At 70.4% G+C, this 15,926-nt stretch carries 15 protein-coding genes; 9 read left to right on the top strand and 6 right to left on the bottom strand.

From position 1 onward, the window contains the following. Positions 1-7: 7 nt before the first annotated feature. Entirely contained in the window at positions 8-769 is a 762-nt protein-coding gene (locus tag ADL03_RS19620; protein WP_082373280.1) for a dioxygenase, read from the top strand. Positions 770-835: 66 nt separating this feature from the next. Here ADL03_RS19620 and ADL03_RS19615 read toward each other — a convergent pair whose 3' ends face one another. Next, positions 836-1,789, bottom strand: coding sequence for a S1 family peptidase (locus ADL03_RS19615; RefSeq protein ID WP_197288470.1), 954 nt, complete (start codon positions 1,787-1,789; stop codon positions 836-838). Positions 1,790-2,349: 560 nt separating this feature from the next. After that, positions 2,350-2,868: a hypothetical protein gene (locus ADL03_RS19610; RefSeq protein WP_053734947.1), complete on the bottom strand. Its 519-nt coding sequence runs from the start codon at positions 2,866-2,868 to the stop codon at positions 2,350-2,352. Between the two features lie 63 nt (positions 2,869-2,931). Here ADL03_RS19610 and ADL03_RS19605 point away from each other — a divergent pair, with 63 nt between their 5' ends. Together ADL03_RS19605 and ADL03_RS19600 are read left to right on the top strand one after the other, a co-directional pair. After that, entirely contained in the window at positions 2,932-3,861 is a 930-nt protein-coding gene (locus ADL03_RS19605; RefSeq protein ID WP_053734946.1) for a threonine/serine dehydratase, read from the top strand. Continuing rightward, positions 3,858-4,772: a threonine/serine dehydratase gene (locus ADL03_RS19600; protein WP_053734945.1), complete on the top strand. Its 915-nt coding sequence runs from the start codon at positions 3,858-3,860 to the stop codon at positions 4,770-4,772. The genes ADL03_RS19605 and ADL03_RS19600 overlap by 4 nt, the downstream gene beginning before the upstream one ends. On the opposite strand, the gene ADL03_RS19595 is transcribed toward ADL03_RS19600, so the two are convergent. Beyond that, entirely contained in the window at positions 4,746-6,206 is a 1,461-nt protein-coding gene (locus tag ADL03_RS19595; RefSeq protein ID WP_053734944.1) for an MFS transporter, read from the bottom strand. The two genes, ADL03_RS19600 and ADL03_RS19595, sit on opposite strands and share 27 nt — an antisense overlap. 10 nt (positions 6,207-6,216) lie before the next feature. Next, positions 6,217-6,972, bottom strand: a complete 756-nt coding sequence (locus ADL03_RS19590; protein ID WP_053734993.1) for a GntR family transcriptional regulator — start codon at positions 6,970-6,972, stop codon at positions 6,217-6,219. 343 nt (positions 6,973-7,315) lie between these two features. On the opposite strand from ADL03_RS19590, the gene ADL03_RS19585 reads away from it, so the two are divergent. From ADL03_RS19585 to ADL03_RS19565, 5 genes are read left to right on the top strand one after another with little or no spacing between them, the layout of a single operon-like run. Beyond that, a complete protein-coding gene (locus ADL03_RS19585; RefSeq protein WP_197288468.1) occupies positions 7,316-8,470 on the top strand; it encodes an extracellular solute-binding protein in 1,155 nt (384 codons plus the stop codon). A gap of 10 nt (positions 8,471-8,480) precedes the next feature. Beyond that, the gene (locus ADL03_RS19580; RefSeq protein ID WP_053734942.1) at positions 8,481-9,482 is read left to right on the top strand and encodes a carbohydrate ABC transporter permease; all 1,002 of its coding nucleotides are present in this window, start codon (positions 8,481-8,483) and stop codon (positions 9,480-9,482) included. Then, entirely contained in the window at positions 9,482-10,300 is an 819-nt protein-coding gene (locus ADL03_RS19575; RefSeq protein ID WP_053734941.1) for a carbohydrate ABC transporter permease, read from the top strand. The genes ADL03_RS19580 and ADL03_RS19575 overlap by 1 nt, the downstream gene beginning before the upstream one ends. 3 nt (positions 10,301-10,303) lie before the next feature. Then, positions 10,304-11,722, top strand: a complete 1,419-nt coding sequence (locus tag ADL03_RS19570) for a glycoside hydrolase family 3 protein (protein ID WP_053734940.1) — start codon at positions 10,304-10,306, stop codon at positions 11,720-11,722. Between the two features lie 23 nt (positions 11,723-11,745). After that, complete coding sequence (locus tag ADL03_RS19565; protein WP_197288475.1) at positions 11,746-12,762, top strand: SIS domain-containing protein; 1,017 nt, start codon at positions 11,746-11,748, stop codon at positions 12,760-12,762. A 320-nt stretch (positions 12,763-13,082) separates the two neighbouring features. Here ADL03_RS19565 and ADL03_RS19560 read toward each other — a convergent pair whose 3' ends face one another. Beyond that, complete coding sequence (locus tag ADL03_RS19560; protein WP_063798643.1) at positions 13,083-13,604, bottom strand: AAA family ATPase; 522 nt, start codon at positions 13,602-13,604, stop codon at positions 13,083-13,085. 179 nt (positions 13,605-13,783) lie between these two features. Continuing rightward, positions 13,784-15,019 carry an N-acetylglucosamine-6-phosphate deacetylase gene (nagA, locus tag ADL03_RS19555; RefSeq protein WP_082373279.1) on the bottom strand — a complete coding sequence of 412 codons (1,236 nt, stop codon included), beginning with the start codon at positions 15,017-15,019 and terminating at the stop codon, positions 13,784-13,786. 189 nt (positions 15,020-15,208) lie between these two features. Between nagA and ADL03_RS19550 the strand changes: the two genes are divergently transcribed. Beyond that, positions 15,209-15,883: a FadR/GntR family transcriptional regulator gene (locus ADL03_RS19550; protein WP_053734938.1), complete on the top strand. Its 675-nt coding sequence runs from the start codon at positions 15,209-15,211 to the stop codon at positions 15,881-15,883. Positions 15,884-15,926 lie beyond the last annotated feature (43 nt).

The following is a 15,926-nucleotide window of genomic DNA, read 5'->3' as shown; positions in this document are numbered from 1 at the left end:
CGAACCCGTGAGCGCACCAGTGCTGTACCTGAGCCACGGGGCACCCCCGCTGGCCGATGACGCCACGTGGACCAGAGAGCTCAAGGACTGGTCCGCCACGCTCCCGCGCCCGGAGGCCGTGCTCGTGGTCTCCGCGCACTGGGAGGAGGCGCCGACGACGATCGGTGCCACCGAGACCGTTCCGCTGGTCTACGACTTCTGGGGCTTCCCGCAGCGCTACTACGACGTCACCTACGCCGCACCGGGCGCACCCGGCCTGGCGCGGGACGTGCGCAAGCTGCTCGGCGGCCACGTTCGGCAGGACGAGCAGCGCGGGCTGGACCACGGCGCGTACGTGCCGCTGAAGGAGATGTTCCCGGACGCGGATGTGCCGGTGCTCCAGCTGTCGATGCCCACGCTCGACCCGCGTGAGCTGCACGGGATCGGGCGCAAGCTCGCGCCGCTGCGGGAGCAGAACGTCCTGATCGTCGGCAGCGGGTTCATGACGCACAACCTGAGCTGCGTGAACTTCCCGGCCGGACCGGACTACGCGCCGCCGTCGTGGTCGCGGGAGTTCGACGACTGGGCACACCGGCAGCTGGCGGCCGGTGACGTGGACGCGTTGCTGGACTTCCAGGTGAAGGCGCCCGCGGCCGGCATCGCGCACCCGCGGACCGAGCACTTCGCGCCGTTGTTCGTGGCGCTGGGGGCGGCCAGCGACGAGAAGGCCCGCACCAGCGTCGACGGCTTCTGGTACGGGCTGTCGAAGCGGTCGGTGCAGTTCAGCTAGCCGCGCAACCGGAAAGCGCCGCGACACCAGTGGTGTCACGGCGCTTCACGGGTGGAGCTGGAGGATCTAGCCGCGGGTCAGGGTGAGGCCGTAGCGCGACAGGATCGGGTTGACCGGCTGGAAGTACGTGGTGCCGCCGGAGGTGCAGTTGCCGGAGCCACCGGACGTGACGCCCTGGGCCTGGCCGAAGCCGGAGCCCGCCACCCACGAACCACCGGAGTCACCGGGCTCCGCGCACACGTTGGTGCGCGTGAGGCCGCGGACGGTGCCCTGCGGGTAGTTCACGGTCTGGTTGTAGGCCTGGACCGTGCCGCAGTGCCAGCCGGTCGTGGAACCCGAACGGCAGATCTGTGCGCCGATCGCGGCCACGGTGGAGCCCTGGATGGTCACGTTGGTGCCGTTGTAGCGGTTGACCCACGGACGCGGGGTCCAGTTGGAGTTGGTGCGCACCCAGGAGTAGTCGTTGCCGGGGAACGTCGAGCCGGCGAACGTGCCGGCCGCCACGCGGTTGTAGCCGGACACCGAGGTGCCGGTGGTGCCGCAGTGGCCCGCGGTCACGAAGCCGCCGCTGACCGAGAAGCCGAGTGAGCACCGGCCGCCGCTGCCCATGTAGATGGCGTCGCCACCACGCAGGTCGTACAGCGGCTTGGCGTTCTCGGTGACCTCCTCGACCGCGACGGCCGGGTTGAGCGACTTCGCGGTGGCGATGAACTTCTCCGCCGCGGCGTCCCTGGTGTTCTTGTTGACCTCGATCACGACGCTGTTCGACTTCTCGTCCACGCGCCACGCGGCGATCGACTGAGGAGCGCTCATCAGGTCGAGGACCGACTTGGTGCCGTTGAGCTGGGTGAGCGAGTTCTTGACGACCTTGGTGTCCGCGCCGGTCACGGAGAGTCCCGACCTGGTCACGGCGACGGTCAGTCTGCCGCTCGTCTGGTCGATCCAGGCACCACCGAACGCGTCGCCCAGAGTGGCCTTCGCCTGCTCCGCGATTTCGCTCGACTTGAGGTCAGAGGCCAACCGGACGCGTGCCTGGTCAGCGTTCAGGCCCAAATCACGCTGGACCGCTTGGAGCAACTCGGCCGAGTAGCTCTCCGTATCGGAACCAGTTCCGCCGACCGGCGCGGCAGGCGCGCCAAACGCCGGTACGCTGAGAGCAGTCACGACTCCGGTGGCCAGCAGAACGGCACCGGTTACACGGGCCGCACTCGTGCGGTTCATCAGACGTCTCCCTCACTTTCGGGTGCAGGGGAACCCGAGAGATCGGTTGCAGGGACCTCTCTCGGGGGCTCTAGGGGGACGGGTGGTGGGGCGGCGGCAGGGGTCGCCCCACCCCTCCCACTCCTCCGTTTCCGGCCTCTCGGCCGAGGGCACTGCGCTCCAGTGGTTCGTCCACGAGCCGCATCGCACCCTCCTTCAGTCTCTTTCGGAGCTAAACTTTCGCCCGTTCGAGTGACGTTACCAGCCTGTTACCTATGACGCTCGAACCCGACTGTGGACGAAGTGTGTCACAGCTCACGACAGATCAACTGCGGTGCGTAGCAATTGACAGTTAACTATCGCTCAAAGTAGTGACGTGATCACCGAATGGGTTGGGTCGTGGTCGGAGGCGCCGAGCCGCCGGTCGACTGCCGCGCATCCGACGTCGTGGTGGTCGGCGCAGTGGTCGTGGTGCTTTCGGTCGGCGACTGTCCGGACGTGCCGGGAGGGACGGTGACGGTGACCGTCTCGGTGGGCGGCGGTGTGCTGGTTTCGGTGCGGGTGACCGTTTTCTGCGGTTCGGCGGGCTCCGACCGCTCCGACTTCTCCGGTTTCTGCACGGGCCCGATCGGTGTGCCGGAGACGAGCTGGACGCTCGTGACGGCGAGAACGGCGACGACGAAGGCGAGCAGACCGCCGACGACGATGACCTGCCAGCGCTTCTCGCGTTCCATCGACCGTTGGTAGAGCACCGCTCCCACGGTGGTGACGACACTCGCGAGGACCGCGCCGATGATCGTGCCGACCACGTTGAGGCGCAGGCTCAGCACGGCCGCGGTGACGGCGGCGAGCACGCTCGCGACGAGCTTGACGGGGGTGATCTTCTCCTTATCAGCCATGACACACGTAGGACGTTGGGCACAGTTCACCGGTTGGGCCCCCGTGACGTGCATCATCGACGCATGCGCCTGGTGACCATCGAGGACATCCGCGCGGCCGCCGCCGCGATCGCCCCCCACGTCGTCCGCACCCCGTTGCTGGCCTTCGACTCCTCGCTGTGGATCAAGCCGGAGAACCTGCAGCCGATCGGCGCGTTCAAGCAACGCGGTGCCACGAACGCGTTGTCCCGCATAGCTTCCGAGGACCGTGCGCGCGGTGTCGTGGCGTATTCGAGCGGTAACCACGCGCAGGCCGTGGCGTACGCGGCCAAGCTGCTCGGCATGCCGGCCGCGATCGTCGTCCCGGAGAACACGCCGCAGCTCAAGATCGACGCGACGCGCGCGCACGGTGCCGAGGTGTTCGTCGTCGGCATCACCGAACGGGAGTCGCGCGCGGCCGAGCTGGTCGAGGAACGCGGTGCCACGCTGATCCCGCCGTTCGACCACTTCGACGTGATCGCCGGGCAGGGCACGGTCGGCCTGGAGATCTGCGAGGACCTGCCGGACGTGGCCACGGTGCTGGTGCCGGTGAGCGGCGGCGGGCTGATCTCCGGTGTTGCCGTGGCCGTGAAGGCGTTGTGCCCCAACGCCCGCGTGATCGGTGTCGAGCCGGAGCTGGCCGGTGACGCCGCGGCGTCGCTGCACGCCGGCGAGCTGGTGCGGTGGGACGCGCACGACCGCGCCCGCACGAGCGCCGACGGGCTGCGCGCGGAGCCGTCCGATCTGACGTGGGCGCACATCAAGGAGTACGTGGACGACATCGTCACCGTGTCCGAGGACGAGATCCGCGACGCCGTGCGGCAGCTCGTGCGGCGCACCCGCGTGGTGTCCGAGACGTCCGGTGCCACGGTCGTCGCGGCGTACCTGAACCGGTCGCTGCCGGAGGGCAAGACGGTCGCGGTGGTGTCCGGCGGCAACATCGAGCCCGCGCTGCTCGCGTCGATCCTCGGATGATCACGCTCTCATCGATCCGGGCGGCGGCCGAGGTGATCGCGCCGCACGTGGTGCGCACGCCGTTGCTGCCGTTCGGGTCCGGGTGGCTCAAGCCGGAGTCGTTGCAGCCGATCGGCGCCTTCAAGCTGCGCGGTGCGCTCAACGCGCTGGCGCGACTGGAGGACCGCTCCCGCGGCGTGGTGGCGTACTCCAGCGGCAACCACGCGCAGGCCGTCGCGTACGCGGCCCGGCTGCACGGGGTGCCGGCCGCGATCGTGATGCCGTCGAACACGCCGGAGGTCAAGGTCGAGGCCACCCGCGCGCTGGGCGCGGAGGTCTTCATCGTCGGGATCACCGAGCGGGTGCAACGGGCGGAGGAGCTCGTCGCCGAACGCGGCGCGGCGCTGATCCCGCCGTTCGACCACCCGGACGTGATCGCCGGTCAGGGCACCATCGGGCTGGAGGTGCTGGCCGACCTGCCGTCCGCCGACGTCGTCGTGGTGCCGATGTCCGGTGGCGGGCTGATCTCCGGGGTGGCCACCGCGATCAAGTCGATCAAGCCGGAGGTGCGGGTGATCGGCGCCGAGCCCGCGCTGGCCGGGGACGTCGCGGCGTCGCTGCGGGCGGGCCAGCTGGTGCGGTGGGACCCGGTGGAACGGGCCCGGACGGTCGCCGACGCGTTGCGGGACGAGCCGTCGGAGCTGACGTGGGCGCACATCAGCGCGTACGTCGACGACGTGGTCACCGTGACCGAGGAGGAGATCCTCGGCGCGGTGGCGGCCCTGGCCAGGCAGGCGCGGCTGGTCGCCGAGCCCAGTGGTGCGGTGGCGGTGGCCGCGCTGGCCAAGCTGGCCGGTGCGGGGACCGGTGTCGCCGTCGTGTCCGGCGGCAACATCGACCCCGCGCTACTGGCGCGCCTTCTCGCCGCCTGACCGGACGTGCGTCGGCGGTCCCTCGACGCCGCAGTGCAGGCAGTCGCCGGGGTGCGGGTTGTCCGGCTGCTCGTGGTCGGTGGCCAGCACGCGGTTGTCCACGCCGAACGCGAGCAGGCCGCCGATGATCGCCGCCACCGCGCACAGCACCAGCGCCATCCGCCAGCCCAAGGTCATCACCGCCGGGTCGGCGTAGTCGTCGCCCACGAGGCCCACGGCGGCGGGCAGCACGGCCATCGCGAGCAGGCTCCCGGTGCGTGCCACGGCGTTGTTCACGCCGGACGCGACGCCCGCGTGGTGGTCGGGTGCCGAGGCGAGCACGGTCGCGGTGACCGGTGCGACCACCGCGGCCAGGCCGAGGCCGAACACCAGCACGCCCGGCAGCACACCGGTCAGGTAGTCCGCGCCGGGTTCGGCGTTGCGCAGCAGCAGCATGCCCAGGCCCACGACGATCGGCCCGAGGATCAGCTGCCAGCGGGGGCCGTAGCGCTGGGCGATCTTGCCCGAGGTGGACGACGCCAGCAGCATGATGATCGTGATCGGCACGCTGGCCAGGCCGGACGCCGTCGGCGAGTAGCCCAGCGACACCTGCAGCTGGAGCACCAGCAGCACCATCACGCCGCCGAGCGCCGCGTAGACCAGGAACGTCAGCAGGTTCGCCACCAGGAACGTGCGGTCGCGGAACAGCTCCGGCGGCACCAGCGGGTCGTGCGAACGCACCTGGACCACGCCGAACGCGATCATCGCGACCAGCCCGAGGGCCGCCACCGGGTACGACTGCTCGACCAGACCGCCGGTGAGCAACGCGAGGCCCACCGCCCCGACCAGCGCGCTGAGGTAGTTCGGGTGGCCCGCGGTCTCGTCGCGCGACTCCGGCACCGAGCGCAGCGCGAGGAACACGCACAGCGCCGCGACCGGCAGGTTCACCAGGAACGCGAGCCGCCACGACCAGGCCTGCACCAGCAGCCCGCCGACGAACGGCCCGATCGCCGTGGCCACACCGGACAGCCCCGACCAGGCGCCGATCGCCCGTGACCGGTCCTCCCGGTTGAACGACGACTGCAGGATCGCGAGCGCTCCCGGCGTCAGCAACGCCGCGCCCACGCCCTGCAGCACCCGTGCCGCGACCAGCACCGGCACGTCCCACGCCACGCCGCACAGCAACGAGGCGACGCCGAACCAGACCACGCCGACCACGTAGACCCGGCGGCGGCCGAAGCGGTCACCGAGCGAGCCGGCGACCAGGATCAGCGAGGCCAGCGCGAGCATGTAGCCGTTGAGGATCCACTGCAGGTCGGTGACCGACGCGCTGAACTCCGCGCCGATGCGGGGCAGGGCGACGTTGACGATCGTCCCGTCGAGCATCGCCATGCCGGAGCCGAGGATCGTGGTGGCCAGCACCGCGCGGGCGCGTGGCGTCCCCCAGGCGATCATGCGCGGCCGCTCAGGACGGCCGGTTCAGCGTGGCGACGAACTTGTACCGGTCGCCGCGGTAGACCGAGCGCACCCACTCGATCGGGCTGCCCTCGGTGTCGAACGAGTGCCGCGACAGCAGCAGCATCGGCAGGCCGATGTCCGCGCCGAGCAGCTCGGCCTCCTCCGGCGAGGCCAGCGCGGTCTCGATGGTCTCCTCCGCGTGTCCCATCTCGACGCCGAACCGCTCCGACAGCACCTGGTACAGCGAGGCACCGGGCGCCAGGTAGCGGCGCAGGCCGCGGAACCGGCCCAGCGCGAGGTGGGTCGTCTCGATCGCCATCGGCTCGTTGTCGGCCAGGCGCAGCCGGTGCAGCCGCAGCACCTTGGCGCCGGGACGCACGCCGAGCAGCCGGGCCAGCTCCGCCTCCGCGGGCATCTCCGAGGCCTCGATCAGCTTCGACGACGGCACGCGACCCTGGGCCCGCATGTCCTCTGTGTACGACGACAGCTGCAACCTCTGGGCGACCTTGGGCTCGGCCGCGAAGGTGCCCTTGCCCTGCACCCGGAGCAGCCGCCCCTCGACCGTCAGCTCGGCGAGCGCCTGGCGGACGGTGGTCCTGGAGACGTCGAACTCCGCGGCCAGCGACCGTTCCGTGGGGATCGGCGAACCGGGCGGCAACGCCCTCAACAGGTCGAGCAGGTGCCGCTTGAGACCCCAGTACTTGGGTTCGCGCTGTGCACGCGTCCTGGCGTCCACGCCTGATGCAGGCGTCGTCTCCAGCATGGCCTCCTCCTCGCACTTCACGTCACGCCCCACAAGGATGCCTTGTCCGCGTCCTCCCGTGCGTTCGAACCCCCGCCATTCGACACAAAAAAGGTCCGAGGACTCCGCAACGCTTTGGCAACGCGCTTGACAGGAGCAGTGACGCGGCACACGCTGTTCCGCATTGGTCTACACCACTTGGGCGTTCCGGCCGAGGGGCCGGGCTTGCTGAAAGGGCGCGACTGTGAAGGGCTGGAGAGGACTCGCTGCTGGTGCCGCCGCACTGGCAGTGGCCGTGTCGGGATGTGGCACGAGCACGAACACCGGTAGCAGCACGGAGACCAAAGAGATCACCGTGTGGCTCATGGACGGCTCCGCGCCGGCGACCCTGACCGACGCCTTGAACAAGGAGTTCGAGTCGGCGAACGGCATCAAGGTCAAGTACGAGGTCCAGAAGTGGACCGGCATCCAGGAGAAGCTGACCACCGCGCTGGCCAGCAGCACGCCGCCGGACGTCATCGAGCTCGGCAACACCCAGACCGCGAGCTTCGCGGACCAGGGCACGCTGGCCGACCTGACCGCGGACGCGAGCCAGTTCAACAGCGGTGAGTGGCTGGGCGGTCTGAAGGACTCGCTGACGCTCAACGGCAAGCAGTACGGTGTGCCGTTCTACGCGGCGAACCGCACCGTCATCTACCGCACGGACCTGTTCCAGGCGGCCGGCATCGCGAAGCCGCCGACGTCGCGGGCCGAGTGGATCGACGCGATCACCAAGCTGAAGGCCGCGAACGCGGCCAACCCGGACTTCCAGGCCCTGTACCTGCCGGGTCAGTCCTGGTACTTCCTGCTCTCGCTGATCTGGGACGAGGGCGGCGACGTCGCCAAGCAGGACGCGGGCAAGTGGACGAGCACGCTCGACTCCGCGCAGTCCAAGGCGGGCTTCGAGGCGTACAAGGCGCTCTACGACGCCTCGGCCGTCAAGAAGGTCCCTGCCGACATCGACGAGGCGAAGCCCCAGCAGATGGAGGTCTTCGGCACGGGCAACGTCGGCATGATGGTCGGCCTCCCGTGGGAGCTCGCCGGTGCCGTCAAGGCCAAGCCGGAGCTGAAGGACAAGACCTCGGCGTTCCCGATCCCGTCGAAGAAGGCCGGCGCGGCCGCGCCCGTGTTCCTCGGTGGCTCGAACCTCGCGATCCCGGCGTCCAGCAAGAACGCCGCCGCGGCGAAGAAGTACCTGTCGCTGCTGTCGTCGAAGAAGTACCAGGACATGCTCGCCGAGGGTGGCGCCGTCCCCGGTACCTCGAAGGACACCGCGAAGCTCGCGACCAACGCGATCGGCAAGGCCATGGCGGAGTCGTCCCCCAACGGCAAGGTCACCCCGGTGACGCCGAAGTGGGCGGCCGTCGAGGCGGGCCAGAACCCGCTGAAGGACGCGCTCACCGCGTACCTGACCGGCGCGAAGTCGCTGGACCAGGCCACGAAGGACGCGAGCGACGCCGTCACCAAGGCCATGGGATAGCCCAGCCGAGATGACGGCCGTCAAGACGACCGAAACGGCAGCGCCGGCCGGGGGAACCACCCCGCCGGCGCTGCCGCCTGCCGTGACGGGTGGGGCGCGCAAGCGCCGCCGCCGGGGCAGCGCCTTCGACCGGGCGCTGCCCTACCTGCTGCTGGCCCCCGCGCTCATCGCGATCCTCTGGCTGATCGGCTGGCCGGTCGTCTCGGTGTTCGTGACGAGCTTCCGCCAGCTCAACCTCGGCGAGCTGGTGCGCGGCGAGATCGTGTGGACCGGCCTCGACAACTACGCGGCCGTGCTGCAGGACGAGCGGTTCTGGACCGTCTCGCTGCGGACCGTCGTGTTCACCGTGGCCGTCGTCGTCGCCTCCGTGGGCATGGGCCTCGGCATCGCGCTGCTGATGCGCGTGCTGACGCCGTGGGTGCGGATCGCGTTGCAGGTCTCGATGCTCTGCGCGTGGGCGATGCCGATCCTCGCGTCCACCACGGTCTACCAGTGGATGTTCGACCAGAACTACGGCATCTTGAACAAGACGCTGGTGCAGCTCGGGTTCGACTCCTTCGCCGGGTACTCGTGGTTCTCGTCCGGCTCCTCGACGCTGTCGGTCGTCGGCCTGCTGATCGTGTGGCAGGCGATCCCGTTCCTGGCGTTCTCGCTGTACGCCGGTCTCGTCGGCATCCCGCGCGACCTCTACGAGGCCGCCGGCATCGACGGTGCCTCCGGCTGGCAGACGTTCCGCGCGGTGACGTGGCCGGAGATCCGGTCGCTGCTGATGATGGTGACGTTCCTGTCGGTGCTGTGGGACTTCAAGGTCTTCGCGCAGATCTGGGTGTTCCGCGAGGGCGGTCCGAGCGGTGAGAGCACGACGTTGCCGGTGCTGCAGTACCTGGAGGGCATCGCGAAGAGCCACTTCGGCGTGGCCGCCGCGATCAGCGTGCTGATGATGGTCATCCTCGGCCTGATCACGTTCCAGTACCTGCGCAAGCTGCTGCAGACCGAGGAGGGCAAGATCTGATGCTCAAGAAGTCAGCGGCGAACATCGCCGGCCTCTTCCTCGCGTTGTTCTTCCTCTTCCCGACGTACTGGATGATCACGTCGGCGTTGAAGCCGAAGGGTTCGACGATCACGTCGGACTACGACCTGGTCCCGTTCTCGGTGACGTTCTCCAACTTCGTCACCGCGTGGACCAAGCCGGGCTTCCTGTCGGCGCTGGGCAACAGCCTGATGGTCACGCTCGTCGCGGTGCTCGCGGCGATCATCATCGGCATCATGGCGGCCGTCGCCATGTCGCGCTTCGCGTTCCGCGGGCGCAAGGGCTTCGTGCTGCTGATGCTGGTGGCGCAGATGGCGCCGTTCGAGGCGTTGCTCATCCCGATGTTCCTGATGATGCGGGACCTTCAGCTCTACGAACACCTCTCGTCGCTGGTGCTCGTGTACTTCGCGGTCACGCTGCCGTTCTGCGCGTGGACGCTGCGCGGGTTCGTCAACGGCATCCCGGCCGAGCTCGAAGAGGCCGCGATGGTCGACGGCTGCGGGCGGTGGGGCGCGTTCCAGAAGGTGACCCTGCCGCTGCTCGGGCCGGGTCTCGTGGCGACGTCGGTGTTCGCGTTCATCACGGCGTGGAACGAGTTCCTGTTCGCGAAGGTGCTGATCCGCAGCCAGGACCGGGAGACGCTCCCGGTGTGGCTGTCGGGCTTCCAGACCGCGTTCGGCACCGACTGGGGTGGCGCGATGGCCGCTTCGGTGCTGTTCACCGTGCCCGCACTGGTGTTCTTCCTCATCGTCCAGCGCAAGATGGTCGCCGGCGTCACCGCCGGTGCAGTGAAGGGATGACGCGTGGATCAGCTGGCCGCTGCGGTTCTGCTGCCCGGGTTTCACGGGACGACCGCCCCCGACTGGTTGCTGCGCCGGGTCGCTGACGGTCTCGGCGGTGTGGTCCTGTTCGGCCGCAACGTGGTGTCCGACTCGCAGGTGACCTCGCTGTGCTCGGAGCTGCGCTCGGTGCGGCCGGACGTGGTGATCGGCATCGACGAGGAGGGCGGCGACGTCACCCGCCTCGACGCGGGCCGCGGGTCCGAGGTGCCGGGCAACTACGCCCTGGGCGTGGCGGACGACCTCGACCTGACCCGGTCGGTGGCCGCGTCGATCGGCGCGCGGCTGGCGAAGTGCGGGATCTCGCTGAACCTGGCGCCGTCCGCGGACCTGGTGCTGACGCTGGACGACCCGATCATCGGCGTGCGGGCCTTCGGCTCCGACCCGGTGCTGGCCGCGCGGCACGTCGCCGCGTGGGTGGAGGGGTTGCAGGCCGTCGGCGTCGCCGCGTGCGCCAAGCACTTCCCCGGCCACGGTGCGTCCACAGAGGACTCGCACGAGCAGCTGCCCGTGCTGCCGCGCACCGAGGAGCAGCTGCGCGCGGTGGAACTGGTGCCGTTCCGCGCGGCGGTGAACGCGGGGGTGCGGTCGATCATGACCGGGCACCTCGTGATCCCCGAGTGGGGCAGCGCGCCCGTGACGTTGAACAAGCACGCGATCGACCTGCTGCGCAACGAGCTGGGCTTCACCGGCGCGGTGATCACCGACGGCCTCGACATGAAGGCCGTGGGCGGCGACCTGGCGGAGGGCGCGGTGCGCGCGCTGGCCGCGGGTGTCGACGCGATGTGTCTGGGCGGCATGCCGCTGGACGACGCCGAGATCCAGTGGCTGATCGACTCGATCGTGGCCGCGGTGAAGGCGGGCAAGCTGTCCGAGGAACGCCTGACCCAGGCCGCCGCCCGCTCGCTGGCGCTCGGCCTGCCCCCCTCGACCGTCGACGCGCACGACGCTGAGATCGGTCTCACGGCCGCTCGACGTGCTGTTTCGGCACGTGGCCGGGTTAGTGTCGGTGCGGACCCGGTCGTCGTGGACCTGGTGGTGGACCCGTCGATCGCGGTCGGCGACGTCCCGTGGGGCCTGGGCCCCTACCTGGCCGAGGTCCTGCCGGGCACCGAGGTGATCGCCGCACGCGACATCTCCGCGGACGAAGTTGCGCGCGCTGCCGGCACGCGCACGATTGTGGTGGTGACGCGTGACGCCCACCGCCACACCAGCGCTCGACAACTGGTAACAAACTTAACTAATCTGGGCTTGGACGTGGTGCACGTCGAAACCGGCGTGCCTGGTCCCGACCTGGGCAGCGTCGCCCGCATCGACACCCACGGCGGTTCGCGGGTGAGCCTCCGAGCCGCGGCCGAGCTGATCCTGAAAGGCACGACATGACCACGCCCCAGCCCGGCCGCCACATGGCCGCGGAGATCGCCGAGCAGCCGTCGATCTTCTCGTCCCTGTACGCATCGCGGTCGTCGATCGCTTCCGTGGCCGCTGTCATCCGTGAGCGCGCGCCGCGGTTCGTGCTGTTCGCCGCGCGCGGCTCCAGCGACCACGCGGCGATCTACGCGAAGTACCTGACCGAAATCCTGCTGCAGCTGCCCGCCGGCCTGGTCTCCGCGTCGACCACCACGCTGTACGGCGCCGAACCGGACCTGCGCGACGTGCTGCTGGTGACGGTCTCGCAGTCCGGCGGCTCCCCCGACCTGCTGGAGGTCACCGCCTCCGCCCGCCGCCGCGGCGCCCTGACCGTGGCCGTGACGAACACGGCGACCTCCCCGCTGAACGCGGCCGCCGAGCTGTCGGTGGACGTGTCGGCCGGCGTCGAACACGCGGTGGCGGCCACCAAGACGTACTCGGCGACCCTGCTGGCGCTGTACCTGCTGATCGACGCCGTGCGCGGCGGCAACGGCGAGGCGGCGGCTTCGCTGGGCGACCTGGCCCAGGTGACGCTGGACGCCTCGACGCCGACCGTCGAGGAAGCCGTGCGGCGGTACCGGTTCGTGGACCGGGTGCTGACGACCGGCCGTGGCTACTCGTACGCCACCGCCCTGGAAGCCTCGCTGAAGCTCGCCGAGACGTCCTACCTGGCCGCCCGCGCGTACAGCGGCGCCGACCTGCTGCACGGCCCGGTGGCGGCCGTCGACGGCGAAACCGCGGTGCTGGCGATCACGTCACTCGGCAAGGGCGGCGACTCGCTGCGCGACGCCCTCGACGTGGTCCACTCCCGCGGCGCCGACGTCGTCGCGGTCGGGTCGGCCTCGGAGAAGGTGGGGGCGACGCTGGCGATCGCGATCCCGGAAACCGCCGAGGAGGTGGCGCCGGTGCTGGAGATCCTGCCGGTGCAGCGGCTCGCGCACGGGCTGGCGCTGGCGCGTGGCGGTGACCCGGACAGCCCTCGGGGGCTGAACAAGGTGACGCGGACGCTCTAGCCGTTCGCCGTTCGCCGGCTGCGTGTTCGTGGGTTTGCGGGTTTGTGGGGCCGTCCGGAGTTCCGGGCGGCCCCTTATCGTGTCCTTGCCCCTTCGGACCACTCGATCGGGTGAAGGTTGTCCGGATCCGCGCTCGGGGTCGTCTGTTGAGTCATGTCCGGAACCCATGACCTCGTGCGCCCGCAGATGAGGAAACGCGTGAGGGGCGCGACGGCCACATCGCCCGCCACGCCCCTCCGCTGTCTTGTCCCGGTCCACCGCCGAGCCACCCGCCCGCACGACCCTTCGCCGTCACGGATCGAGCACCACGGCCCCAGGCATCACAACCACCCGGCCGCGCCGGCAACGCTCTCGGCCACCTGGGCCACCTGGGCCACCTCGCCATCGGCAGCGACAACGAAGTCCGCCACCCCGGCCGCATCGAAGATCCGTTCGAGCTCCCGCGACCGCTCGACGTGCCACCGCAGCTCGCCGTCGTCGCGATGCCGCCCGACCAGCCGCCGCTCGACCACCGCCAGATCCGCCCGCAACCGGCACACCGCGAGGTCGACCCCGAGCACATCGGCGTACCGCTGCCGATCTGCCCTGCTCTCGACCACGCCCGCCAGCACGAGCCGGTGCGCGCCGGCGTCGAGGTAGTTGCGCGCGACAGCCGCGAGGTTCCGCAGCTGCAGTTCGAAGTTGAACCGGTCGCCGGGCGGCGCGGGCCAGCTCGCGGCCAGCCAGTCCAGGTCGATGACGGCATGGGGGACCGCCGCCCGTGCGAGCAGATCCCCCACCGCCTGTGCCACCGTCGTCTTGCCCACCCCGACCGGGCCGGTGATGAGCAAGGCCGCGGTCAACCCGCGCCCCGCGGCCGTCCACCGCCTGCGGGCAGCTTCGGCTGCGCAGCCGACTCCGGCCCCGCGGGCAACGTCGGCTGCGCAGCCAACTCCAGCTGCGCGGGCAACTTCCGCTGCGCAGCCAACTCCGGCCTCGCAAGCAACTTCGGCTGCGCAGCCAACTTCGGCCCCGCGGTCACCTACTGCGCCGCGGCCACATACCCCGCAGCCACCGAGGCGACCGGGGCAACCCGCTCGACCGCCTCGACCGGCGCGACCGGCACCTCGGCGTCGAACACGACCTCGCCGTCGACCCACACCTTCCTGGGCCGCAGGTCGTCGTCCCACCACACCAGGTCCGCGACGGCACCGGGTGCGAGCCGGCCGAGACCGGACTCCCCGATGGCCTCGGCGGGCACGATCGTGGCTGATGCCAGCGCATCGGCCACGGGTACGCCCACGGACACGATGTTGCGCACGGCCCGGTCGAGGGTCAGCGCGGAGCCGGCGATCGTGCCCTCGGGGGAACGCGGCACGCCGTCCTCGGTGAGCAGGACGTCCGCGCCGCCCAGCTGGTAGCGGCCCGGTGGCATGCCGGCCGCGGCGACGGCGTCGGTCACCAGTGCGACCCGTGCGCCGGCCGCGTTGAACACGAGGCGGCACACGTCCGGGCCGACGTGGGCCAGGTCCGCGATCAGGCCCAGCGTGAAGCGGTCGTCGACCAGTGCGACGCCGGGCACGCCGGGTTCGCGGTGGCCGAGGGGGCGCTGGGCGTTGAAGAGGTGCGTCACCATGCGGGCGCCGGCGTCGGCGGCGGCGCGGGTCTGCTCGCCGGTGGCGTCGGAGTGGCCCACCGCGACGAGGACTCCGGCCTCGACCAGGCGGCGGACGGCTTCGAAGCCCCCGGGCTGTTCGGGGGCCAGGGTCACCATGCGCAGTGCGCGGCGCAGGACCTCGTCGTTCAGGAGTGCGTCGATCTGGTCCGGACCAGGCTCGACCATGAACGACGGGTCGTGCACGCCGGCCCGTTTCGGCGAGAGGAACGGGCCCTCGAGGTGCACGCCGAGGGGGCGGGCACCGATCCCGTCCGGCAGTGTGGCCGCGGCGGCCAGCACGGCGTGGGACTGGCGGATGACCACGTCGACCGGTGCGGTGATCAACGTCGGCAGGAAGCGGGTCACCCCCGTGGCCGGCAGTGCTGCTGAGACCGAGCGCATACCGGCGGCGTCCACCTCGGCGAAGTCGACGCCGACGGCGCCGTTCACCTGGATGTCCACCAGGCCCGGTGTGAGCAGGCCGCCGGATAGGACCTCCGCGCCGGGTGGTGCTTCACCGGTGGTCACCTCGACGATGCGGCCGTCCCTGATCCGCACCGAGGCAGGACCGACGATCGTGCGACCGAGCAATGCGCGCGGTGCTGCGACAACGGCGTCCAAGATCCCTCCCTGAATGGTCCAGACCATTATGGCGACAACGGGGGCCCGCGTCACGCTTCGTTAGTAGATAACCATCCCACATAAGACTAGGTGAATCACCGTCATCCGAACCGGTATCACCGAGACGTGATGACGGGTGACGCATACTGGTGTTCAGACATCCGAGGTCTACAACGAGTTGAGGGTGCCGTGGCAGTCACCGACGATGCGATCCTGCGCGTCAAGGAGATGATCGTTTCCGGCGAGCTGAAGCCGGGCGACCGTCTCCCGCGAGAGGCTGACCTGGCCGAACGCCTCGGTCTCTCGCGCAACTCGCTGCGCGAGGCCGTGAAGGCGCTGTCGCTCGTCCGGGTGCTCGACGTGCGCCAGGGCGACGGAACGTACGTGTCGTCGCTGCGCGCGGACGACCTGCTGGGAGCGCTCTCGTTCGTCCTCGACCTGCACCGCGGCGAAGATTCGGTGCTGGAGGTCCTCCAGGTCCGCCGCATCCTCGAACCGGCGGCCGCCGCCATGGCCGCCCAGCGCATCGACCCGGAAGAGGTCATCCGGCTCAGGGCTCTGTGCGATGCCGCCGAACAGGCGAAGTCCGTCGAGGAGCTCGTCGAGCACGACCTCGACTTCCACCGCGCCATCGCCCACTGCTCCGGCAACGCCTACCTCGCGCAGCTCCTCGACACGCTGGCCGGGCCGACCGTCCGCGTCCGCATCTGGCGCGGCATCACCCAGTCGAACGCCGTCGACCGCACCGTCGCCGAGCACCGGGCCATCGTGGACGCGCTCGCGGCACATCAGCCGGAGCTCGCGCGCAGCTGGTCGACGGTGCACGTGGCCGGCGTCGAGCAGTGGCTGTCAGACCTGGCGTGAGCTGAGGGCAAAGAAAAACCCGGCCCACGAGGGGCCGGGCGGA

It is taken from the genome of Nocardia sp. NRRL S-836, assembly GCF_001279525.1.
In the GTDB taxonomy this organism is placed as follows: Bacteria; Actinomycetota; Actinomycetes; order Mycobacteriales; family Pseudonocardiaceae; genus Lentzea.
The sequence above is the reverse complement of the archived record's forward strand: the minus strand, read 5'-3'. Positions and strand labels throughout refer to the sequence as shown.